This window comes from Amycolatopsis coloradensis, assembly GCF_001953865.1.
Lineage (GTDB): Bacteria > Actinomycetota > Actinomycetes > Mycobacteriales > Pseudonocardiaceae > Amycolatopsis > Amycolatopsis coloradensis.
Genome location: NZ_MQUQ01000001.1, coordinates 135,929 through 158,504, shown reverse-complemented (window position 1 = coordinate 158,504; position 22,576 = coordinate 135,929). Strand labels below are relative to the sequence as shown.

The window sequence follows — 22,576 nt, the reverse complement described above, 5'->3', positions numbered from 1 at the left end:
TTGAGGTGGCTCTCTCTATGACCGAGGTCGAAACGTTCAACTACGACGTGGTGGTGATCGGTGCCGGCGGCGCAGGTCTCCGCGCGGTCATCGAAGCCCGAGAACGCGGCTTCAGCGTCGCGGTGGTGTGCAAATCGCTGTTCGGCAAGGCGCACACGGTGATGGCCGAAGGCGGCTGCGCGGCGTCGATGGGCAACGCGAACTCGAACGACAACTGGCAGGTGCACTTCCGCGACACCATGCGTGGCGGGAAGTTCCTCAACAACTGGCGGATGGCCGAGCTCCACGCCAGGGAGGCGCCGGACCGGGTCTGGGAACTGGAGACCTACGGCGCGTTGTTCGACCGCACCGCCGACGGCCGGATCAGCCAGCGCAACTTCGGCGGGCACACGTACCCGCGCCTGGCGCACGTCGGTGACCGCACCGGCCTCGAACTGATCCGTACGATGCAGCAGAAAATCGTTTCGCTGCAACAAGAGGACTTCAAGGAGACTGGCGACTACGAGGCGCGGATCAAGGTCTTCGCCGAATGCACGGTCACCGAACTGCTCACCGAGGACGGCCGGATCTCGGGTGCCTTCGGGTACTGGCGCGAGAGCGGCCGATTCATCCTGTTCGAGACGCCGGCGGTGGTGCTGGCCACCGGCGGTATCGGGAAGTCGTTCAAGGTCACCTCGAACTCGTGGGAGTACACCGGTGACGGGCACGCGCTGGCACTGCGGGCCGGGGCGAAGCTCATCAACATGGAGTTCGTCCAGTTCCACCCGACGGGCATGGTCTGGCCGCCGAGTGTGAAGGGGATCCTGGTCACCGAAGGCGTCCGGGGTGACGGCGGTGTCCTCAAGAACACCGAGGACAGGCGGTTCATGTTCGAGTACATCCCCGAGGTGTTCAAGGGGCAGTACGCGGACAGTGAGGAAGAGGCCGACCGCTGGTACACCGACCAGGAGAAGAACCGGCGCACCCCGGACCTGCTGCCGAGGGACGAGGTGGCGCGCGCGATCAACTCCGAGGTCAAGGCAGGCCGGGGATCGCCGCACGGCGGGGTCTTCCTCGACATCGCCAGCAGGCTGCCCGCGGAGGAGATCCGCAAACGGCTGCCGTCGATGTATCACCAGTTCAAGGAGCTCGCCGACGTCGACATCACCAAGGAGCCGATGGAGGTCGGCCCGACCTGTCACTACGTGATGGGCGGCATCGAGGTCGACCCGGACACCGCTTCGTCGAGCGTGCCGGGGTTGTACGCCGCCGGTGAGTGCTCGGGCGGGATGCACGGATCGAACCGGCTCGGCGGCAACTCGCTGTCGGACCTGCTCGTCTTCGGCCGCCGGGCGGGGCTCGGCGCCGCTTCTTACGTCGCGGAGCTGAAGGACCGTCCGTCGGTCAGTCAGTCCGATGTGGACGCCGCCGCGAAAATGGCGCTCGCCCCGTTCGATCCGCCGGAGAACGGTGTCGAGGAGAACCCGTACAGCCTGCACACCGAACTGCAGCAGTCGATGAACGATCTCGTCGGCATCATCCGCAAATCGGAGGAGATCGAGCGGGCGCTGGCGAAGCTCGGTGAACTCCGGGAGCGGATCCTGCGCGTGACCGTCGAAGGGCACCGGCAGTTCAACCCGGGCTGGCACCTCGCGGTCGACCTGCGGAACATGCTGATGGTCAGCGAATGCGTGGCGCGGGCCGCGTTGCTGCGGACCGAAAGCCGGGGCGGGCACACGCGTGACGACCATCCGGGCATGGACGCCCAGTGGCGCAACAAGCTCCTGGTGTGTTCGGCGAGTCCGGGCGGCAACCCGGTGGTGCCGGAGATCGGCATCGAGGTCAAGGCGCAGACCCCGCTGCGGCAGGACCTGCTGGAGCTGTTCGAACTGTCCGAACTGGGGAAGTACTACACCGACGAAGAACTGACGTCGCACCCCGGGAGCCAGGCATGAGTTACAAGGCGAGTTTCCGGGTCTGGCGCGGCGACGCCGATTCGGGTGATCTGCAGGACTACACCGTCGAGGTCAACGAGGGCGAGGTCGTCCTCGACATCATCCACCGGTTGCAGGCCACCCAGGCCTCGGATCTGGCGGTGCGGTGGAACTGCAAGGCGGGCAAATGCGGTTCGTGCTCGGCGGAGATCAACGGCAAACCGCGGTTGCTGTGCATGACGCGGATGTCGACCTTCACCGAGGACGAGGTCATCACCGTGACACCGATGCGGACGTTCCCGGTGATCCGCGACCTGGTGACCGACGTGTCGTTCAACTACGCCAAGGCCCGCGAGATCCCGTCGTTCACACCGCCCCCGGAGCTGAAGCCGGGGGAGTACCGGATGCAGCAGGTCGACGTGGAGCGCTCGCAGGAGTTCCGGAAGTGCATCGAGTGCTTCCTGTGCCAGAACACCTGTCACGTCGTGCGCGACCACGAGGAGAACAAGGAGTCCTTCGCCGGGCCTCGGTACCTGATGCGGATCGCCGAACTCGAGATGCACCCCCTCGACGTCGCCGACCGGCGTGACGAGGCGCAGGAGGAGCACGGACTCGGCTACTGCAACATCACCAAGTGCTGCTCGGACGTGTGCCCGGAGGGCATCCACATCACCGACAACGCGCTGATCCCGATGAAGGAACGCGTCGCGGACCGGAAGTACGACCCCATCGTGTGGCTGGGGAACAAACTGTTCCGGCGGGACAAGTAGCACCGGCTCGTGAGTGGTGATGGCGGTGAGAACCACCAGCGTTCAGGTACCTACGGGGTTCGTTGATGAAGGAATCGGGACACTCGACGTCCCGATTCCTTCATCAATACGACCATGATCCGAGGTTGCCCCGGGTCGACTCGCGACGATGACCACGTGCCACGGAGGACATCGGTGACAGCCAGACGCCTCGCTCACCCATGAGCTTAATCGTTTGCCGCCACTCAACCGCCCGTTGCACACTTACCGCACACCGACCGAGGAGGACGTATGACGCCGCGCCGCACGGCCCGCCTCTTCCTTGGCATGGAAGAGAAAAACGGCTCCCCGCCGACGTCGTAGCACGACGTCGCAAACGTGGAGCCGCCCTTCGGGAAACCGAATCGGGCGGCTCTTTCATGGTGAACCCTTGTAGCTCAACGGAAAGAGTACGGCGCTACGAACGCCGGGGTCCAGGTTCGATTCCTGGCAGGGGTACTTCTGGAACGAAGCGGTCCGGTGCGCAGTGTGCACCGGACCGCGTTCCAGGCCAAACCCCCGGCACGGCGGGGAAATCTGTTCCGTCGTCCGGTGCGGCGGTGCGGGGTCCGTGTGCCCCGCACCGCCAGAACGCGCACGGTCCGGTGACCGGCCGGGATTCATAGCCCCGGCCAGCCTGGCTCGACACCAGGGTGCGCGACTCAGGACGCCTTGCGGGCGCTGTGCACGTCGCCGCGTTCGTGGCGATGCAGCACGATGTCCTGGAAGCCGTTGTCCCGCAAGCCCTCTTCCATCGTGAGGCCGTTCGTGGCGACGACCACGAGCAACCCGCCCAGTACGAGACTCGCGGCGATCCGGCCGAGATGGTCGGGGGCGTCCACGAACGCGACGACGATGTCGAAGGTGCCCATCACCGGTAAACGGGCGACCTGATGGACCTCGTAGGAGATCCCGATCGGATCGCGCTCTTCTTCGCGCTGCGCGGCCGCGATGAGGACCTGGTCCGCGTCGACCCCGACAACGCGGCGCGCGCCCTTGCCGCGGAACAGCCGGGGGTAGCGGCCATCGCCGCATCCGACGACCAGGACCGACCTGCCCGCCAGGTCCGGCAGCGCTTCGAGCAGCGTCGTGGCCTGGTCCGCCATAGCGCCGACGCTAGCCGACTGGGTCACTGTCCCGACAGGACCAAGAGGCGTATCCCGAAGTACATGAAGGCCCCCTTCCTGTACCTAGGCGCAAGGAAGGGGGCCTTCATGTACTTGCGGAGCTACGTTGCGCGACCGGTGTTGAAGTCGGTGGCGTTGACGACCGAGGCCGGAGCGTCGTGCAACGGCTTCGTGCCCTTAGGTGCCTTCTTCCGCCGTGCCAGCTTGTTCTCCAGCCAGCTCGCGAGCTTGGTCAGGAGCAGGTTCAGCACGATGAAGATGATCGCGACGACGATCAGGCTCGGGATCGTGTTGCCGTACAGACCGGTGAGCGGTCCCGAAGCGCGGATCAGCTCATCGAAGTTGATCGTCAGCTGCCCGGCCAGTGCGGTGTCCTTGAGGATGACCACCAGCTGGCTGACCAATGCGGGCAGCATCAGGGTGACCGCCTGCGGCAGCAGCACGTTGATCATCGTCTGGGTCTTGCGCAGGCCCAGTGCGGACGAGGCTTCGGCCTGGCCCTTGGGCAGTGCCAGGATGCCCGCGCGGAAGACCTCGGCCAGGACCGAACCGTTGTAGAGCACCAGACCGGTCACCGCGGCGAACAGCGGCCGGATCTCCGCGTCGATGTCCGTGTAGAAGGAGTAGAACGCGGCCGCGAAGACCATCAGCAGGAGCACCGGGATCGCCCGGAAGAACTCGACGATGGCGGCGACCGGGACGCGGATCCACTTGTGCTCCGACATCCGGCCGATGCCCAGCAGCGCTCCGATCGGCAACGCGATCACGATCGACAGCCCGGCCGCCTTCAAGGTGTTGAGCAGACCGGGAAGGAGGAACTGGGTCCACGTCGAACCGTCGATGAAGGGCTTCCAGAGCGCTCCGGCCCACTGGCCCTTCTCGTCGAAGCCCACGTAGACGTAATAGGCGACCAATGCCAGGACGAGGACGAAAAGAACGCTGTAGAGCCAGTTCCGTGCCCGTGCCTTCGGGCCGGGGGCGTCGTAAAGGACAGCCTGTGTGCTCATCGCTTGACCTCGACCTTCTTGGCGACCCAGCCCAGCAGGAGGCCGAGGGGGAGGACCAGGACGACGAACCCGGCGGCGAAGACGAAGAAGACCGGCAGAAGCGCGTCGGATTCGTTCTCCACCATCGCCGACATCAGCAGCGCCGCTTCGGCCACACCGATGACGGACGCGACCGTCGTGTTCTTCAACAGGGCGATCATCACGTTGGTCAGCGGTGCGATCACCGACCGGAACGCCTGCGGAAGCACGATGAGCGTCAGCACCTGGAAGAAGCCGAGGCCCAGCGCGCGAGCGGCTTCGGCCTGCCCGACCGGGACGGTGTTGATACCGGACCTCAGCGACTCACAGACGAACGTCGCCGTGTAGGCGATGAAGCCGAGGACCGCGAGCCGGAAGAAGTTGTCCTCCAACGACGTCGTCGAGTCCGACGAGGCCAGGTTGAGCCCCAGAGTGGAGGACAATCCCAGCGACGTGAAGACGATGATTACCGTCAACGGGGTGTTCCGGAAGATGTTGACGTAGGCGGTGCCGAACGCCCGCATGATCGGAACGGGGCTCACCCGCATCCCCACCAGGATGGTTCCCCAGATCAGGGAGCCGATCGCGGAGAAGAAGGTCAGCTTGATCGTCATCCAGAAGGCGCCGAGCAAGTCGTAATCGGGATTGTCGAGGAAATCGAACAAGGTGCTCAACCCAGCCTCGGTATGGGAACGGTGCGCCGCGGTACACGGCGCACCGTTCGATTCCTTTGGTTCAGCGGCTCAGAGAGCCGGGTGTCAGGAGATGGCCGGGGGCTCGGGGATCTTGTAGCCCGACGGGCCGACGTTCTTCTCCAGAGCGGCCTTCCACGCGCCGTCCTGCTGCATCTTCTTGATGGCGTTGTTGATCGCGGTGACGCTCTCGGTGTCGTCCTTCTTCAGGCCGACGCCGTACTTCTCGTCGGTGAAGCCCTTGCCGACCAGCTTCAGCTTGCCGGGCTGCTGCGCGGCGTAGCCGGCGAGGATGACGTCGTCGGTGGTCATCGCGTCGACGGTCTTGTTGAGCAGCGAGGTGACGCAGTCGGTGTACTTGCCGACTTCCTGAAGCTGGACTTCCTTGGCGTACTTGTCCTTGACGTTCTGCGCCGGGGTGGAACCCTTGACCGAGCAGAGCTTCTTGTTGCCGGTCAGCGACTCCGGGCCGGTGATGTCGGTGTTCTCCGCCTGCACCAGCAGGTCCTGGTGGGCGATGAAGTACGGGCCCGCGAACGAGACCTCGTTCTTGCGCTTGTCGGTGATCGAGTAGGTGGCGACGATGAAGTCGACCTCGCCTTTCTTGATCAGGTCCTCACGCTGCGCGGACTGCGCTTCCTTCCAGGAAATCGCCGACTCCTCGACGCCGAGCTCCTTGGCGATGTACTTCGCCACGTCGACGTCGAAACCGGCGTAGGTGCCGTCGGCCTGCTTCTGGCCGAGGCCGGGCTGGTCGAACTTGATGCCGATGGTCAACTTCTTGTCGTTCTTGGCCTTCGCCACCAGGTTCTTGGCGCCGCCGGAGCCGCTGCCGGCGTCCGACCCGCCGCCACCACAGGCGGAGAGGGCGAGACCGGCCGCCACGACGGCCGCGCTCATTCGCAGAACTCGGTTCAACCGCATTCTTCTCAGTTTCCTTCCGAATCTTGTTCCAGCCTTACCAGCCGGCGGGGAAGTCCTTAGTGGGTCAGGATCTTGCCGAGGAAGTCCTTGGCGCGGTCCGTCTTCGGCTTGGTGAAGAACTCGTCCGGTGTGGAGTCCTCGACGATCTCGCCGTCGGACATGAACACCACCCGGTTCGCCGCGCGCCGCGCGAAGCCCATCTCGTGGGTGACGACGAGCATCGTCATCCCGTCCTTCGCGAGCGTGGTCATCACGTCGAGGACCTCCTGGACCATCTCCGGGTCCAGTGCCGAGGTCGGCTCGTCGAACAGCATCACCTTGGGGCGCATGGCGAGCGCGCGGGCGATCGCCACCCGCTGCTGCTGCCCGCCGGACAGCTGCGCCGGGTACTTGTCCGCCTGGTTGGCGATGCCGACGCGCTCGAGCAGGTCCATCGCGGTCTTGCGGGCCTCGCCCGAGTTGACCTTGCGGACCTTCATCGGCGCGAGCATGACGTTCTCGACGATCGTCTTGTGCGCGAACAGGTTGAACGACTGGAACACCATGCCGACGTCGGCGCGCAGCGCGGCCAGCGCCTTTCCTTCGGCGGGCAGCGGAACACCGTCCACCGCGATCTCACCGGAGTTGATGGGCTCCAGCCGGTTGATCGCCCGGCACAGCGTCGACTTGCCAGATCCGGACGGCCCGAGCACGACCACGACCTGCCCACGCGGCACCTCGAGGTTGATCTCCTTGAGCACGTGCAGGTCGCCGAAGTACTTGTTCACGGCGGCCGCCTTGATCATCGGCGCCGCCACCTCCGCGGTCATCTGGCCTCCAGGAGCGTTCGTTTGCAGGGGACTGCGGGGTCAGGCACCACGCGATGGCGGAAACCTACTCCCGTCGGACCGCTTGTAAAGGCGGCTTGACCAATACTTAGGGTTTCAAGTCCGTATCGTTCTCAAGCCGCCGGACGGCCCGGTCCACGCCCGTCCGGCGCTGATCAGCCTAGACAAGACAGGGGTCTCTCGTAACCGGGGTCACACAAGATCTGTGACGCATCGTGACCGGGCGGGCCGCGCACTAGGCCGGATGGCCGAGCGATACGGGCAGCGCGAAAGGTGACTCACCCCATAGAGTCGTTCTCCAGTCGTCGCGGTGCGGGGACGGCGTGAAAGGGAAAACACGGGTGCGGGTACTGCTGGTGGAGGACGACGACCGGGTCGCGGGCGCCTTGACGCCCGCGCTGACCCGGCGTGGCCTGACGATCAAACGCCTGGCCTCCGGCGCCGGGGTGCTCGAACTGGTGCACGAGGTCGACGTCGTGCTGCTCGACCTCGGTCTGCCCGACATCGACGGGATGGTGCTGTGCCGCCGGATCCGCGCGGTCAGCGATGTCGCGGTGATCGTCGTTTCGGCGCGGGGAGAGGTCGACGACCGGATCCAGGGCCTGCGATCCGGTGCCGACGACTATCTGGTGAAGCCCTACGACGTCGACGAACTCGTCGCCCGCGTCGAGGCCGTGCGCCGTCGCCGTGGCGAACGCCCGGCCGCGCCCGAACCGGCGGGTGTCATTCGGGCGGGTGATGTGTCGGTCGATATCGGGCGGCATGAGGTGCAGGTCGACGGCCAGCCGGTTTCGTTGTCCCGCAAGGAGTTCCAGGTACTCGCGCTGGTGGTCACCGCTCGCGGCGCGGTCTGCGCCCGCGACCACGTGCTGAACGAGGTCTGGGGGCACCGCGGCCCGGCCGAGAGCCGCTCGCTCGACGTCCACGTCGCGACCCTGCGGACCAAACTGGGCAGGCCCGCGCTGATCGAGACCGTCCGCGGCGTCGGGTATCGACTCGGCGGTGCCTACGGCCCGGCCGAAGAGGGCTGAACCGGTGCGCGTCCGGCTCCAGGCGATCGTGCTGACGCTGGTCGCGGCGCTCGTGTTCGGCCTCGGCATCCCGCTCGCGCTCAGTGTGGCGGCCAGTGCGCAGCTCGACCTCTTCCTCGACCGTCTCACCGACACCTCCCGCTTCGCGTCGCTGGCCCAGCGTCCGCTGGTGGAGAACCGGCCCGGCCTGATCGAGGACGAACTCCGCCGCTACACCGAGGTCTACGACGTGCCGGTGATGGTCGTCGACCAGGACGGCGAGATTGTCGCGAAGGCGCTCAACGGGCCGGCCACCGGCATCGATCTGAAAAGCGACGTCATCGCCTCGCATGTGCAGGCCGCGCTGGCCGGAAGGCGGTCGGAGCCGGGGCCGATCCTGATGCCGTGGAACTCCGAGCCGCTGGTGATCGCGGAGCCGATCCTGATCGACGGCGAGGTGCGGGGCGCGGTGATCACCTCCTCCTCGACCGAGAAGGCCCGCGCCGCGTTGCTGTGGTGGTGGCTGCTCATCGCGGCGGGCGCGGTGCTCGCGTTCAGCCTGGCGCTGGTCGTCGCGGTGCCGGTGGTGCGCTGGATCCTGCGCCCGGTGCGCAGACTCGACGACGCGACCGGGGAACTGGTCGCCGCCGTCGTCAGCGGCCGGGAGGTCCAGCGGGTGGGGGAGACGGGCGGGCCGCCGGAACTGCGGCAGCTCGAACGGTCCTTCGACCGGATGGCCGCGAGCGTCGACGAGGCGCTTTCGGCGCAGCGCGCCTTCGTCGCCGACGCTTCCCATCAGCTGCGGAACCCGTTGACCGCGTTGAAGATCCGGCTCGGCAACCTCGGCGGGCACGTCGACGACGACCTGGCGGCGGCCGACCTCGAAGCCGCTGTCGTGGACGCGCGGCGGCTCAACCAGATCCTCGACGAACTCCTGTCGCTGGCCCGCGCCGAGGCCTCCGGTGGCGAACTCGTACCCGTCGACCTCGACGAGATGGTCGGTGCCCGCATCGCCGACTGGACGGTGGTCGGGGAGACGCGGGAAATCGCGCTGGTCGCGTCGGGGCTCGGCGCGGGCCTGCGGGTGCTCACCCCGGCGCGCGGGCTCGAAGTCGTCCTCGACGCGCTGCTGGACAACGCGATGAAGTTCAGCGGACCGGGAACCGAGGTGCGGGTCACCGTCACCGCCACGGACGGGAAGGTGGACATCGCCGTCCGCGACCACGGGCCGGGCCTGCGCGACGAGGAACTCGAGCGGGCGGCGGACCGGTTCTGGCGCAGCACCGCGCATCAGAACGTGCCCGGGTCCGGGCTGGGCCTGGCGATCGTCACCGAGATCACGGTCCGCTCGGGAGGCTCGCTGCGGCTCGGCTCACCCGAGGGCGGCGGTCTCGAAGTGACCGTGACCCTGCCGGTCGTCAATCCTTGAGCGAGCGGAAGTAGCGCAGCGCTCCGGGGTGCAACGGGAGCGGGGCCGTCTCGATGGCCGGGTGGATGTCGATCGACAACGCCGCTCCGGCCGCCTTCGCCAGCGCACCGCGCGCGTCGAACAGCCCGCGCACCAGGGCCTCCGCGAGGTCGTCCGACATCGAAGACGGCACGACCAGGAAGTTCGGCAGCACGAGCGTGGTCACCGGCGTCTTGAGGTTGTAGGCCGTCACCGGGATGGTGGCCGTGCGGTACACCGGGCTGGTCGCCCGCAGCGCGTCCGCCAGGTCGGTGATGTCGAGCAGCCGCAGGCCCACCGTCCGCACGCGCTCCGTGATCGACGGCGTGGGCACGCCACCCGACCAGATGACGGCGTCGATCTGCCGGTTTTCCAGGGCGGGCAGCGCTTCGGTGAGCCCGAGGTTGCGCCGGTCGATCGCGCCGGTCAGCCCGGACACCTTCAGCAGCTGCTTCGACAGGTATTCGACGCCGGAGTCCGGTGAACCGATCGCGACCTTGCGCCCGCGCAGCTGGGCGAAGGAGGTGATCGGCGAATCGGCGCGGACGACGACGTGCAGGTAGTCGTCGTGGACGCGGGCGAGCGCGGCCAGCCCGGCGGTGTTCTCGGTGGCGACGTCGGCGGCCACGAACGCGACGTCGGCCTTGCCCGCGCGCACCCGGCTGATGTTGTCCGGCGAGCCCTGGGTCTCCTGGACCTCGGGGCGCGCGGAGTCCAGTTCCGCCGCCCAGGCGTCGGCCAGTGGCTCGGCGAGCTTGTCGTAGACGCCGCCGTTCAGCCCGGCCGCGATGCGGACGCGCGAGCCGGACAGATCCGGTCCGCACCCGGTGACCAGGACGCAGACCACGGCGGCCACCGCCGCCAGTACCCGTGGTCTCCTCATGAGGGTCGATCGTGCCATGGAACCCCGTCCGCGTACCCTCGAAGGCGAGATGAGCGCGCGCACTTACCAGATCCGCACCTTCGGCTGCCAGATGAACGTGCATGACTCCGAACGTCTTGCCGGGCAGCTCGAGGACGCCGGCTACGTACCGGGTGACGGCGAGGCCACACCCGACCTGATCGTGTTCAACACCTGCGCGGTGCGGGAGAACGCGGACAACAAGCTGTACGGCACCCTGGGGCATATCCGGCCGCAGAAGACCGCGAAGCCGAGTATGCAGATCGCCGTCGGCGGCTGCCTCGCGCAGAAGGACCGCGGTGAGATCGTCAAACGCGCGCCCTGGGTCGACGTCGTGTTCGGCACGCACAACATCGGCGCGTTGCCGACGCTGCTGGAGCGCGCGCGGCACAACGCCGAGGCCGAGGTCGAGATCCTCGAAGCACTCGAGACCTTCCCTTCGACGCTCCCCGCGCGCCGCGAGTCGGCGTACGCGGGCTGGGTGTCGATTTCGGTGGGCTGCAACAACACCTGCACGTTCTGCATCGTCCCGGCACTGCGTGGCAAGGAACGCGACCGCCGCCCCGGCGAAGTCCTGGCCGAGGTCCAGGCGCTAGTGGCCGAAGGCGTACTCGAAGTGACGCTGCTCGGGCAGAACGTGAACTCCTACGGCGTCGAATTCGGCGACCGTCTCGCGTTCGGGAAGCTGCTGCGCGCCTGCGGTTCGGTGGACGGGCTGGAGCGTGTCCGGTTCACCTCGCCGCATCCGGCGGCGTTCACCGAGGACGTCATCGACGCGATGGCCGAGACGCCGAACGTGTGCCACCAGCTGCACATGCCGCTGCAATCCGGCTCGGACCGGGTGCTGCGCGAGATGAAGCGGTCCTACCGCTCGGCGCGCTACCTCAAGATCCTCGACCGCGTGCGCGAGTCGATGCCCGACGCCGCGATCACCACCGACATCATCGTCGGCTTCCCCGGCGAGACCGAGGAAGACTTCCAGTCCACGCTCGACGTGGTCGAGCAGGCGCGGTTCTCCAGCGCGTTCACGTTCCAGTACTCGATCCGGCCCGGCACGCCGGCCGCCGAGATGGCCGGGCAGCTGCCGAAGGAGGTCGTGCAGGAGCGCTACGAACGGCTCGTGAAACTGCAGAACGACATCTCCTGGGCCGAGAACAAGAAGATCGTCGGCCGCCGGGTCGAGCTGCTGGTCGCCTCCGGCGAAGGCCGCAAGGACACCGAGACGAGGCGCCTGAGCGGCCGTGCCCGCGACGGCAGGCTCGTCCACTTCACGCCGACAGGGCCGCTGGTCGACCGCTCGGTCCGGCCGGGCGACGTCGTCGAGACCGTGGTGACCTACGGCGCCCCGCACCACCTCGTCGCCGACGGCGACCTGCTGTTGCACCGCCGGACCAAGGCGGGCGACAACTCCGAGGCCGGGCTCCGGCCGAAGACCAACGGCGTGACGCTGGGCCTGCCGGGCTTCGGTGCCCCGGCCGTCGCGCCGGAACCGGTGAGCGGATGTGCACTGTGACCGAACCGAAGATCGACGAACTCGCCGCCGAGATCAACGAGGTCGGCCAGCGCGCGGCCAAGACGATCGACCTGGGCAGGCGCGGGTTCTCCATCGCCGTGCTGGCGTTCGTGCTGCTGATCGCCCAGCTGCTGCCGTGGGTCGGCGAGCACGCCGGCTGGGAGGTGCTGCTCGGCCGCGGCGGCGGGATCCCGCAGCTGTTCGCCGCGACCTCCACCGGCATCGGGGTGCTCGCCTCCGCCGTCGCGCTGGTGACCCGGCGCTGGTGGCTGGCCTGGGTCTGCGCCGCGGGCGGCTGGTTCGCCTCGGTCGACGGGATGCTCGCGATCTGGTCGCAGCAGTCTTCGCACGCCACCGGCGCGGCCGGTGGGGGCCCTGGCTTCGGGATGATCCTCGCCTGGTTCGCCACCGTCGCACTGGCCATCTATTGGATGCGTGCCGCCTTCTCTCGGAGCTAGCCGACGCGCAAGGTGAGGTTGCCGGACGTGGAGGCGCTCGCGTAAAGCGCCGTCTCGGGGTGGTAGGCCTGAGCCTCAGGGAGAACGTCGAGTTCGGCCGGCAGGGTGGGGAATCAGTGTCTGGTTCTCGATCGAAGTCGAGCACGGCGATGTGTCCCTCCACAGTGGAATCAACCGCGCGGAGGGATCGGACGCTTTCATAGCGAATTTCGCTATGAAAGCGTCCTTCATCGCAGCCCTTGCCACTCTTGTCAGCGGGTGAAGTACATGAAGGGGGCCTTCATGTACTTCACCCGCTGACAAGGCGGTGAGCCGGTCCCGGCCTACCGGTCCGCGATGGCGGCCTCAGCCGCTTCGAGCCACTCACGCCACTGCGCGGCCTGCTCGTCCGCCTTCTTCGCGCGCCGCTCGTCGCCCGCCGCACGGGCCTTCGCCGCCTGCGACTCGAACTGCTCGACCCGCTCCCGGAACTGCGCCGCCCTGGCCTGCGCCTCGGGGTCGGTCCGCCGCCATTTGCTGTCCTCGGCCGACTTGACCGCGTCCTGCACGGCCTTCAGGCGGCCGTCCAGTTCGCGGATGCGCTCACGCGGGACCTTGCCGATCTCGTCCCACTGCTCCTGGATCTTGCGCAGGTGGTTCTTCGCCGCGTCGAGGTTCGCGGCCGGGTCGATCTTCTCGGCCTCGACGAGTAGTTCTTCCTTCCGCTGCGCGTTGGTCGCGAACTCGGCGTCCCGCTCGGAGAACACCGAGGACCGGCGTGCGAAGAACTTGTCCTGCGCGGCGCGGAAACGCTGCCAGAGCGCTTCGTCGCTGTCCTTGGGCGCGCGCCCGGCGGCCTTCCACTCGGTCATCAGGTCCTTGTAGCGGCCCGCCGTGTCGCCCCAGTCCTCGGACTCCGAAAGCGCTTCGGCCTCGGCGATCAGTTCTTCCTTGCGGTTCTTGGCACCCGCGCGCTGCTTGTCCAGCTCGGCGAAATGCGAGCCGCGGCGCCGGTTGAACGCCTCGCGGGCCTTGGAGAACCGCTTCCACAGTTCGTCGTCGGTCTTGCGGTCGACGCCCTTGACGGTCTTCCACTCGTCCAGGATCGCGCGCAGCCGGTCGCCCGCCGCCTTCCACTGGGTCGACTCGGCGGCGAGCTTCTCGGCCTCGTCGGCGAGGGCCTGCTTGCGGACGACGGCGGCCGCGCGGGCCTCTTCCCGTTCCTGCTTGGCCGAGGCCAGTGCTTTTTCGGCGTGGGCGATGACCTGTTCGATGCGTCCGCCCAGCGCGGCGATGTCGCCGACCACGGCGGCTTCGGCGAGGCCGTCACGCAACTGCGTGGCCGTCGCCAGCGCGTGCTTCGGATCGCCGGCACCGGACTCCAGCCGCGTCTCCAGCAGTTCGACCTCGGTGCGCAGGTCGTCGAACCGGCGCGCGTAGTGGAGCAGACCCTCGTCCGGGCTCCCGGCCTGCCAGACACCGACCGCGCGTTCGCCGTCGGGCGTGTTGACGTAGACCGTTCCTTCGTCGTCGACCCTGCCCCAAGCGGATGGGCTGGGCTCGGCGGGCGGCACGGGGGGTGTGGGGTGCCCGCCACCGAGCGCGTGCGGCACCGGGTGCGGAGCCGGGGTACCGGTGGACGTGTTCTCCTGGGCCATCGCAGGCTCCTTATCGCCTGTACGCCCGCTGGCGCGGGCGCCCCGCCAAGCGGCGGGGCCGGGTAATGCGTTGCCGTCGTGCTTCGGGGGTATCAACCCCTTGCGGCATTCAAGCAGCTCAGCGTCCACCGTGGAACCGGATGAATCACCAGAGAGCAGTGATCCTACTTCCGGTGGACCCGTTGTGTCGGTGGGTTGCCGGTCGTCCGGGCGAGGGAAGGTAACGTCGGCGGCCGTGATCCGCCGTGTCGCCGTGCTCCCGCAACCCCCGCTGCTCATCCCCGAACTGGCCGCCGGAGCGGCCGACGAGTGCGCCGAGCTGCGCGAAGCCTGTCTCGAAGCCGTGCGCCGCCTGACCAGCGCTTCTGAAGACTGGCTCGTCATCGGCGCGGCGGCGGGCGCACCGGAGGTCCCGGAACTCGCGAGCGGCTCTTTCCGCGGTTTCGGCGTCGACCTCGGTGTCTCACTCGGCCGGGTGACAACGCCCGAAACGGAGCTGCCGTTGCCCGCGCTCGTGGCCGGTTGGTTGCGCGAGCAGGGTGGCGCGACGTCCGCCCGTGTCCGCCTCGTCGATCCCGGCACTCCGCCTGACCAGTGCGAACTGCTCGGACGTGAACTGGGCGAGCCCGCCGCGGTGCTGGTGCTCGGTGACGGTTCGAGCCGCCATGGTCCGCGTTCCCCCGGCGGTGAAGACGAACGAGCGGGGTTCTTCGACACGCGAGTCCGTGACGCGCTGGACAGGGCCGACGCCGGGTGGCTGGCCGGGCTCGATCCGGACTTCGCCGCCGAACTCGGGGCCGGTGGCCGCGCGCCTTGGCAGGTCCTCGCCGGGCTGGCGGCGGACGGCGAATGGACCGCCGACGTCCTCTATTCGGCAGCGCCCTTCGGGGTCGGTTACCACGTCGCCGTCTGGGAGCACGCGTGATCCGGCCGGTCGCGGTCGTCGGCCCCACGGCGACCGGGAAGACCGCGTTGGCGGTCGAACTCGCCCTCACCCTCGGGGGTGAGGTGGTCAACGCCGACGCGTTGCAGCTGTACCGCGGGATGGACATCGGGACGGCCAAGGCGACCGCCGAGGAGCGGCGAGGCGTGCCGCATCACCTGCTGGACGTCCTCGACGTCACCGAGACGGCGTCCGTCGCCGCGTATCAGCGCGACGCGCGCGAACGCGTCGAAGAACTCCTCGGCGCCGGCCGCGTGCCGATCCTCACCGGTGGGTCGGGGCTCTACATCCAGGCCGTGCTCGACGACCTCAAGTTCCCGGGCACCGACCCCGCCGTCCGCGCCCGGCTGACCGCCGAGGCCGACGAGATCGGCGTCGCCGCGATGCACGACCGGCTCACCGGACTGGACCCGGTCGCCGCCACGGCCATCCTGCCGACCAACACCCGCCGCGTCGTGCGCGCGCTGGAGGTCATCGAGATCACCGGCGAACCGTTCTCGGCGAACCTCCCGAAACCGGGGCCCGCGCGCTACGACACGGTCCTGATCGGCATCGACCGCGAACCGGCCGAACTCGACGCCCGCGTCGACCGCCGGGTGGAGCTCATGTTCGACGCCGGACTCGTCGGCGAAGTCCGGACCCTGCTGGGCCAAGGGCTTCGTGACGGCCTCACCGCGTCACGGGCGCTGGGCTACCAACAGGTGATCGCGGCACTCGACGGTGACGAGGATTTCAAGGCCGCCGCGGACGCCACCGCGCAGGCCACCCGGAGATTCGTGCGGAGGCAACGTTCCTGGTTCCGGCGGGACAAGCGCATCGAGTGGTTCGACGGGGGTTCGGAGCGGCTGGCCGAGCGCGTCCTCGAGGCGACGGCCCAGTAACCTGAGCACCATGGGCGGCATCGAATTCCTTAAGGGGCACGGCACACAGAACGATTTCGTGCTGCTTCCCGACCCCGACGGCCGCCTCGAGCTGACCGAAGCGCGGGTGGCGGCGCTGTGCGATCGCCAGCGTGGTCTCGGGGCCGACGGTGTGCTGCGCGTGGTGCGCTCGGCCGCACTGGATGTCGAGTCCGGTGGCGAATGGTTCATGGACTACCGCAACGCCGACGGTTCGATCGCCGAGATGTGCGGCAACGGCGTGCGGGTCTTCGTGCGTTACCTGGTCGATTCCGGACTCGTGACCGAACGCGATTTCGTCATCGGCACCCGAGCGGGCGACCGGCCCGTTCAGCTGCACGCGGACGGTTCGGTGACCGTGCTGATGGGACCGGCGACGATCACCGGCACCTCGGTCACCGTGGTCGCCGGGAAGCCGTTCTCCGGAGTCGCCGTGAACGTCGGCAACCCGCATCTGGTGTCGGTCGTCGAGGACGACGTCGACGAACTCGACCTGCGCGACCAGCCCGACTTCGACTCCGACGTGTTCCCGGACGGCGTGAACCTCGAGTTCATCAACCTCCTGGGGGACAACGCGCTGAAGATGCGCGTCCACGAACGCGGCGTCGGTGAGACACGGTCCTGCGGAACCGGCACGGTCGCCGCGGTGGCGGCCGCCCTGCACCTCGCGGGCACCGACACCGGCGAAGCGACCGTCGACATCCCCGGCGGCCGCGTGGTGGTCGAGGTGCGCCGCGGCGCGTCCACCCTCACCGGTCCCGCCGAGATCGTCGCGCGCGGCGAACTCGACGAAGCCTGGTGGGCCGGGCTCGGCGCTTAGCCGACGGCGACAGGCTCCTTGGGCAGGTCGCGAAGCTTCCGGATCGGCGAGAAGATCACCCACAGCAGCGCCGCGGTCTCGCCTGCCGCGGCGACCCACAGCGTGGCCCGGATCCCGATCACCTCACCCAGGACACCGCCGAGCAGCCCGCCCAGCGGCAGCATCCCCCAGACGACGAACCGCACACTCGCGTTCATCCGGCCGAGCAGCCGGTCCGGGCAGACGGCCTGCCGGTAGGAGACCTGCGCGACGTTGTAGACGATGATCCCGAACCCGGCGATCATCATGGCCACCGGGAACAGGATGATCCGCCAGCCCGGCGCGGCCAGCGGTAGCAGCAGGTAGAACGGCCACGTCAGCAGCGGAACGAGCCAGATCGACCTGGCCTGCCCGATCCTTCGGGTGATGGCGTTGGCGAAGATCGCGCCCGTGATGCCGCCCACCCCGCCGATCGCGAGCACGAGGCCGACGGCCGCCGGGGAAAGTCCCAGCTCCCGGTTCAGAAACAGGATCTCCACCGCGACGAAGACGCCGTTGAACAGGTTGGCTGTCGCCGTGCAGGCGACGATCGCACGCAGCGCGGTGTCGGTGAACACGAACCGCAGTCCCTCGACGATCTGGGGGAGCAGCCTCGTGTCTTCGTGCCGCTCGGGCTCCGGTTCGACGGTGCGGATCCGCAGCAGGAACAACGCCGAGGTGAGGAAACCGAGTCCGGTCGTGAGCACGGCGTTGGCCGCACCGACGAGTTGCACCAGCCCGCCGCCGATACCCGGACCGGTCAGGAAAGCCACGGACTGGCTGGCCTGGAGCTTCGCGTTGCCTTCGAGGAGATGCTCCCGGCCGACCAGACTCGGCAGATACGACTGGTACGCGACGTCGAAGAACACCGTCGCGGCGCCGACGAGCGTGGCCACCACGATGAGCTGGGTCAGGGTCAGGACCCCCGCCCACCAGGCGACCGGGATGCTGAGCAGCAGCACCACGCGGACGAAGTCGGCGCGCAGCATCAGCACGCGGCGCCGCATCCGGTCCACCCATACCCCGGCGGGCAGCCCGATGATCAGGAACGCGATCGTCTCGGCCGCGGTCAGCAGTCCCATCTGGAACGGCGTCGCGGCCAGCACGGTGGCCGCGAGCAGCGGAATCACCGTGTGGCCCGCGAAAGCGCCCGCCTGACTGGCCGTGTCGCCCGCCCAGAGCCGCCGGAAGTCCGCGTGGAAGAAGAGGGAGTCTCTGCGCACGACGCCACCTTGGCGTGAGTGATTGGAAACTGTCAATCACTTTCGCTCTAGGCTGTCCCTGTGGCTACCCCGCGACGCGACGCGACCGAAGCCGAGATCGCCGCGATGGCGTCCGGAATAAGGCTGCGCATCATCCGGTTGACCTACTCGGAGGCGCTGACCAACAAGGAACTCGCCGAACGTCTCGATCGAGACCCGGCGACGACGCTGCATCACGTGCGCCGTCTCGTCGACACAGGGTTCCTCGAAGCGCTCCCCCCGAGACGCGGCACACGCGGCGCGAAAGAAATTCCGTATCGCTCGACCGGGTTGTCCTGGCATCTTGATGCCCGGGACAGGGGGATCGATCAGGCGATCTTCGAGGCTTATCTCGCCGAGATCGCCGATGTGGGATTGGACCACGTGCAGCAGACACGAATGGTCGTCCAGGTACCGGACGAGCAGATCGCCGAGTTCGAAGAGCGGCTGATGGAGCTGCTCGACGACTTCATCACCCGGCCGCTGGATCCCGACGCGAAACGCACGGCCATCTACCTGTCGAAATATCCCAGTAGGTAATGAATTCGGTCCCGCCGCCGAAACGTGGGACCATGGAGGCACGATGACGGAACTGACACACAACGATCTGAACGACATGGACCCTTCGACCGGCGAATTGGAGCTCGAGGACCGCGCCTCGCTCCGCCGGGTAGCGGGCCTGTCCACCGAACTCGCGGATGTCACCGAGGTCGAATACCGGCAGCTGCGCCTGGAGCGCGTCGTTCTGGTCGGTGTGTGGACCGAGGGCAGTGCCCTCCAGTCCGAGGCCTCGCTCGCCGAACTCGCCCGGCTCGCCGAAACAGCGGGCTCCGAGGTGCTGGAAGGCCTGGTGCAGCGGCGGATCCGCCCGGATCCCGCCACCTACATCGGCTCGGGCAAGGTCAAGGAACTGCGCGAGATCGTGGTGGCCACCGGTGCCGACACGGTCATCTGCGACGGTGAACTTTCGCCGGGCCAGCTACGCCAGCTGGAGGAGAAGGTCAAGGTGAAGGTCATCGACCGCACCGCCCTGATCCTCGACATCTTCGCGCAGCACGCCCGCTCCAAGGAGGGCAAGGCGCAGGTCGAGCTGGCCCAGCTGCAGTACCTGATCCCGCGGCTTCGCGGGTGGGGTGCGGCGCTGTCCCGGCAGGCCGGTGGCCGGGCGGGCGGTGCCAACGGCGGCGTCGGTCTGCGTGGTCCCGGTGAGACGAAGCTCGAAACCGACCGGCGGCGGATCAGCAAACGCGTGTCGAAGCTGCGCCGGGAGATCGCCGCGATGGACACCATCCGCGAGACCAAACGTGGCCGCCGGGTGGCCAACGAGGTGCCGAGCGTCGCGATCGTCGGCTACACCAACGCCGGCAAGTCGAGCCTGCTCAACGCGCTGACCGGCGCCGGGGTGCTGGTCGAGGACGCGCTGTTCGCCACGCTGGACCCGACGACCCGGCGGGCGCAGACACCCGACGGCCGCACGTACACGCTGACCGACACCGTCGGTTTCGTGCGGCACCTGCCGCACCAGCTGGTGGACGCGTTCCGCTCGACGCTGGAGGAGGCGGCGAGCGCCGACCTGCTCGTGCACGTCGTCGACGGTGCCGACCCGACGCCGGAAGAGCAGGTCAACGCGGTGCGCGAGGTGCTCGCCGAGATCACCAAACGCCGTTCCGAGCCGCTCCCGCCGGAGCTGCTGGTGATCAACAAGGCCGACGCCGCCGACGAGGTGTCGCTGGTCCGGTTGCGGCACCAGATGGCCGGTTCGGTGCAGGTGTCGGCGCGGACCGGCACCGGCATCACGGAGCTGGCCGACGTGATCGCGGAGCGGTTGCCGCGGCCGGAGATCGTGGTCGAGGCACTGATCCCGTACTCGCGAGGCGAACTCGTCTCCCGCGCCCACGCCGACGGCGAGGTGCTGGAAGAGGAACACGTCGAGACCGGCACCCGGTTGCTCGTCCGGGGACGGCCCGAACTGGCCGCCGCGCTGAGCGACTTCCAAACGGACGGCTCGGCTCTGTAAGCAAGCAGCAGGTCCGTGAAGGCCTCCTTCCCTACTCTCGAGGTAGGGAAGGAGGCCTTCACGGCGTTGGAACACTCGCAGGTAGCACCACTGGCCCACCAGTCACAGCGATGGCGCGTGAAGGCCCCCTTCACGCGGCTCAGCCGAGGAAACTCGACCTTCACGTACTTCAGGTGACCAGGGAGTCGCCTCGGGTCGAACGTGGCCTACGCGACATTCCGCCCCATCTCAGCGTTCGCACCGAACTGCGCGTCGTCCCGGACGTCTCCGTAGTGTGGGGTTTCAGGGGTTCCACGGTACGGAGGTGGATGTGCGGGGGATTGTCGCGGCCGCGATCGTGCTGGGGGCGTTCATCGGCGGGACCGCTCCCGCCGCGGCGCAGGAGGTACCGGCACCGCAGCCGGTGTGCGTGAACCGCGAGTCCCGGCTCAGCGAGTTGTCCGGTCTCGTTTCGGACGGCGAGCGCCTGTACGCCCTCAACGACGGCGGAACCAAGACGCAGGTCTTCGTCCTCGGCCGGGACTGCAAGGTCCAGAAGGTCATCTCGGCCCCGACGGATCCCTACGATCCCGAGGACCTCGCCCGCACCGCGGACGGCACGTTCTGGCTTTCCGACACCGGCGACAACCGCAAGAAGCGGGACACGGTCGCGCTGATCTCGCTGACCCCGCAGGGCAAGGCGACCCTGCACCGGCTCACCTATCCCGACGGGCAGCACGACGTCGAAGCACTGATCATGGACCGCTCGGGTACCCCGTACCTGATCACCAAGGACCTGTTCGGCGACTCGAAGGTGTACCGGCCCACCGGCCCGCTCGCCAGTCCCGGCCCGACGCCGCTGGAAAGCGTGGGGTCGTTGCAGATCAAGGAGACTTCGACGACGGGCGGGCCCGCCGGGTCGATCGGCTCGATGACGGTGACCGGGGCTGCGTCGATGGCCGACGGTTCGGTGGTCGCGTTGCGTACCTACACAGACGCCTATCTCTATGCCGTCACCGACGGAGACCTGGCGGGCGCGTTGCGACGCGAACCCGTACGGGTGCCCCTGCCGAACGAAAAACAGGGGGAGGCGCTCGCCTTCGACCCGGACGGGACCCTGCTGTCCGGCGGGGAGGGCGTCGGAGAGCAGATCCGCGCGGTGAAGGGTGCGGCCGCCCTCGCCGTGGCCAAGTCCGAGGGCAGGACTTCGGGCGGGACGTCCGCGGCCGGTGGCGAGGGCCAGGGATCCACTTTCCCGTACGTGCAGGTCGGTATCGCCGCGATCGTCGTGATCGGCGGCTTCCTCCTGGTCGGCAGGCTCCGTAAACGGCGTGCCTGACCCGAAGCGACGAGTCGGCCGAAGCCTGCCGGGTCTGACCCGTGGTCTCGTGGACCCGGGATCCCGGCGTGCTCCAGCTCTGGACTAAAGCCTGCGGAGAACGGCGACGACCTTGCCGAGGATCGTGGCGTCGTCACCCGGGATGGGCTCGTACGCCTCGTTGTGCGGCATCAGCCAGATGTGGCCGTCCTTGCGCTTGAACGTCTTGACCGTCGCCTCGCCGTCGATCATCGCCGCCACGATCTCGCCGGGATCGGCCGTGGGCTGCTGGCGCACGACGACCCAGTCGCCGTCGGTGATGGCGGCGTCGACCATCGAGTCACCGGTGACGCTGAGCAGGAAGAGGTCACCTTCACCGACGATTTCCCTGGGCAGCGGGAAGACGTCTTCGATCGCCTGCTCTGCCAGCACTGGCCCACCGGCGGCGATCCGGCCGACGAGCGGCACGTACGCGGCCTTCGCGGCCGACTGCGGCTGCTCGACGTCGATGCCCATCGGGTTGTCGTCCGTCACGGCGAGCACACCCACCGCGCGCGGACGGTTCGGATCGCGTCGCAGATATCCCTTGCGCTGCAGGGCCTGCAACTGGTGCGACACCGATGAGGTGGAGGTCAGCCCGACCGCCTCGCCGATCTCACGCACGCTCGGCGGGTAGCCGAACCGGCTCACCCACAGTTTGATCACGTCGAGCACCTGCTGCTGCCGCACGGTCAGGGTCTCGTCCACCTCGTAGACCTCGGGCAAGGCGCGCACCTTGCCCGAGCGCCTAGGCGCGTTCCCCGCCTTGCTCTCCTTAGCCACCGTATCGCTCCTTCATCTCCTGCGTCGCCTCCCAGCACGTCCGGTTCCCCGGACCGACTTCGCGTGTCTTCGCCGGTGACGGGCGATCTTCCCGCCCACGGCACCGGCGGCGTCCGCACAGCAGACGCCCTGGTCAACGACGTTAGCCCGCCGGGACGACGATTTCAAACATCTGTTCGATGGACACGCCGTGTCGCTCGATTTTTGTCGGTGGAAGGTGGTACACATTCGCACGGGCGTTCGATAGAACGCGTGTT

21 protein-coding genes and 1 tRNA gene are annotated in these 22,576 nt (G+C 68.1%); 13 read left to right on the top strand and 9 right to left on the bottom strand.

Going from position 1 to position 22,576, the window contains the following annotated elements:
- The first annotated feature begins 17 nt into the window (after positions 1-17).
- From BS329_RS00755 to BS329_RS00745, 3 genes are all read left to right on the top strand, one after another.
- Positions 18-1,934 carry a fumarate reductase/succinate dehydrogenase flavoprotein subunit gene (locus tag BS329_RS00755; protein WP_076154775.1) on the top strand — a complete coding sequence of 639 codons (1,917 nt, stop codon included), beginning with the start codon at positions 18-20 and terminating at the stop codon, positions 1,932-1,934.
- Entirely contained in the window at positions 1,931-2,683 is a 753-nt protein-coding gene (locus tag BS329_RS00750) for a succinate dehydrogenase/fumarate reductase iron-sulfur subunit (RefSeq protein ID WP_076154773.1), read from the top strand. The genes BS329_RS00755 and BS329_RS00750 overlap by 4 nt, the downstream gene beginning before the upstream one ends.
- Before the next feature lie 405 nt (positions 2,684-3,088).
- Positions 3,089-3,160: transfer RNA gene (locus tag BS329_RS00745), tRNA-Arg, on the top strand.
- A gap of 203 nt (positions 3,161-3,363) precedes the next feature.
- On the opposite strand, the gene BS329_RS00740 is transcribed toward BS329_RS00745, so the two are convergent.
- The 5 genes from BS329_RS00740 to BS329_RS00720 all read right to left on the bottom strand — a co-directional run bounded on the left by BS329_RS00740 (position 3,364) and on the right by BS329_RS00720 (position 7,254).
- The gene (locus BS329_RS00740; protein ID WP_076154771.1) at positions 3,364-3,807 is read right to left on the bottom strand and encodes a class I SAM-dependent methyltransferase; all 444 of its coding nucleotides are present in this window, start codon (positions 3,805-3,807) and stop codon (positions 3,364-3,366) included.
- Positions 3,808-3,929: 122 nt separating this feature from the next.
- Positions 3,930-4,835, bottom strand: coding sequence for an amino acid ABC transporter permease (locus BS329_RS00735; protein WP_076154769.1), 906 nt, complete (start codon positions 4,833-4,835; stop codon positions 3,930-3,932).
- Positions 4,832-5,527: an amino acid ABC transporter permease gene (locus tag BS329_RS00730; protein WP_208619118.1), complete on the bottom strand. Its 696-nt coding sequence runs from the start codon at positions 5,525-5,527 to the stop codon at positions 4,832-4,834. The genes BS329_RS00735 and BS329_RS00730 overlap by 4 nt, the downstream gene beginning before the upstream one ends.
- An 84-nt stretch (positions 5,528-5,611) precedes the next feature.
- Positions 5,612-6,469, bottom strand: a complete 858-nt coding sequence (locus tag BS329_RS00725; protein ID WP_076154767.1) for a glutamate ABC transporter substrate-binding protein — start codon at positions 6,467-6,469, stop codon at positions 5,612-5,614.
- A gap of 56 nt (positions 6,470-6,525) precedes the next feature.
- Positions 6,526-7,254: an amino acid ABC transporter ATP-binding protein gene (locus BS329_RS00720; RefSeq protein ID WP_174720529.1), complete on the bottom strand. Its 729-nt coding sequence runs from the start codon at positions 7,252-7,254 to the stop codon at positions 6,526-6,528.
- A gap of 383 nt (positions 7,255-7,637) precedes the next feature.
- Between BS329_RS00720 and BS329_RS00715 the strand changes: the two genes are divergently transcribed.
- Entirely contained in the window at positions 7,638-8,327 is a 690-nt protein-coding gene (locus BS329_RS00715; protein ID WP_076154763.1) for a response regulator transcription factor, read from the top strand.
- A 4-nt stretch (positions 8,328-8,331) separates the two neighbouring features.
- On the top strand, positions 8,332-9,735 hold the full coding sequence (locus BS329_RS00710) for a sensor histidine kinase (protein WP_076154761.1): 1,404 nt from the start codon (positions 8,332-8,334) through the stop codon (positions 9,733-9,735).
- Here BS329_RS00710 and BS329_RS00705 read toward each other — a convergent pair.
- On the bottom strand, positions 9,725-10,636 hold the full coding sequence (locus tag BS329_RS00705) for a TAXI family TRAP transporter solute-binding subunit (RefSeq protein WP_076154759.1): 912 nt from the start codon (positions 10,634-10,636) through the stop codon (positions 9,725-9,727). The two genes, BS329_RS00710 and BS329_RS00705, sit on opposite strands and share 11 nt — an antisense overlap.
- A 16-nt stretch (positions 10,637-10,652) precedes the next feature.
- Here BS329_RS00705 and miaB point away from each other — a divergent pair, with 16 nt between their 5' ends.
- Complete coding sequence (gene miaB / locus BS329_RS00700) at positions 10,653-12,167, top strand: tRNA (N6-isopentenyl adenosine(37)-C2)-methylthiotransferase MiaB (RefSeq protein WP_208619130.1); 1,515 nt, start codon at positions 10,653-10,655, stop codon at positions 12,165-12,167.
- A complete protein-coding gene (locus BS329_RS00695) occupies positions 12,164-12,625 on the top strand; it encodes an Rv2732c family membrane protein (protein WP_084749287.1) in 462 nt (153 codons plus the stop codon). Before miaB ends, BS329_RS00695 begins: the two co-directional genes overlap by 4 nt.
- 323 nt (positions 12,626-12,948) lie before the next feature.
- Here BS329_RS00695 and BS329_RS00690 read toward each other — a convergent pair whose 3' ends face one another.
- Complete coding sequence (locus tag BS329_RS00690; RefSeq protein WP_076154755.1) at positions 12,949-14,262, bottom strand: DUF349 domain-containing protein; 1,314 nt, start codon at positions 14,260-14,262, stop codon at positions 12,949-12,951.
- A gap of 235 nt (positions 14,263-14,497) precedes the next feature.
- On the opposite strand from BS329_RS00690, the gene BS329_RS00685 reads away from it, so the two are divergent.
- From BS329_RS00685 to dapF, 3 genes are read left to right on the top strand one after another with little or no spacing between them, the layout of a single operon-like run.
- On the top strand, positions 14,498-15,187 hold the full coding sequence (locus BS329_RS00685) for a class III extradiol dioxygenase subunit B-like domain-containing protein (protein ID WP_076154753.1): 690 nt from the start codon (positions 14,498-14,500) through the stop codon (positions 15,185-15,187).
- Positions 15,184-16,086: a tRNA (adenosine(37)-N6)-dimethylallyltransferase MiaA gene (gene miaA, locus BS329_RS00680; protein ID WP_208619117.1), complete on the top strand. Its 903-nt coding sequence runs from the start codon at positions 15,184-15,186 to the stop codon at positions 16,084-16,086. The genes BS329_RS00685 and miaA overlap by 4 nt, the downstream gene beginning before the upstream one ends.
- Before the next feature lie 10 nt (positions 16,087-16,096).
- Positions 16,097-16,924 (top strand): diaminopimelate epimerase, encoded by an 828-nt coding sequence (gene dapF, locus BS329_RS00675; RefSeq protein WP_076154751.1) that lies wholly within the window; start codon positions 16,097-16,099, stop codon positions 16,922-16,924.
- Here the strand turns inward: dapF and BS329_RS00670 are convergent.
- Positions 16,921-18,165, bottom strand: coding sequence for an MFS transporter (locus tag BS329_RS00670; RefSeq protein ID WP_076154749.1), 1,245 nt, complete (start codon positions 18,163-18,165; stop codon positions 16,921-16,923). The two genes, dapF and BS329_RS00670, sit on opposite strands and share 4 nt — an antisense overlap.
- Before the next feature lie 60 nt (positions 18,166-18,225).
- Between BS329_RS00670 and BS329_RS00665 the strand changes: the two genes are divergently transcribed.
- From BS329_RS00665 to BS329_RS00655, 3 genes are all read left to right on the top strand, one after another.
- Positions 18,226-18,723, top strand: a complete 498-nt coding sequence (locus tag BS329_RS00665) for an ArsR/SmtB family transcription factor (protein ID WP_076154747.1) — start codon at positions 18,226-18,228, stop codon at positions 18,721-18,723.
- Positions 18,724-18,766: 43 nt separating this feature from the next.
- On the top strand, positions 18,767-20,200 hold the full coding sequence (hflX, locus tag BS329_RS00660) for a GTPase HflX (protein WP_076154745.1): 1,434 nt from the start codon (positions 18,767-18,769) through the stop codon (positions 20,198-20,200).
- A gap of 310 nt (positions 20,201-20,510) precedes the next feature.
- The gene (locus BS329_RS00655; RefSeq protein WP_076154743.1) at positions 20,511-21,518 is read left to right on the top strand and encodes an SdiA-regulated/phytase-like domain-containing protein; all 1,008 of its coding nucleotides are present in this window, start codon (positions 20,511-20,513) and stop codon (positions 21,516-21,518) included.
- An 84-nt stretch (positions 21,519-21,602) separates the two neighbouring features.
- Here BS329_RS00655 and lexA read toward each other — a convergent pair whose 3' ends face one another.
- Positions 21,603-22,319 (bottom strand): transcriptional repressor LexA, encoded by a 717-nt coding sequence (lexA, locus tag BS329_RS00650; protein ID WP_076154741.1) that lies wholly within the window; start codon positions 22,317-22,319, stop codon positions 21,603-21,605.
- Positions 22,320-22,576 lie beyond the last annotated feature (257 nt).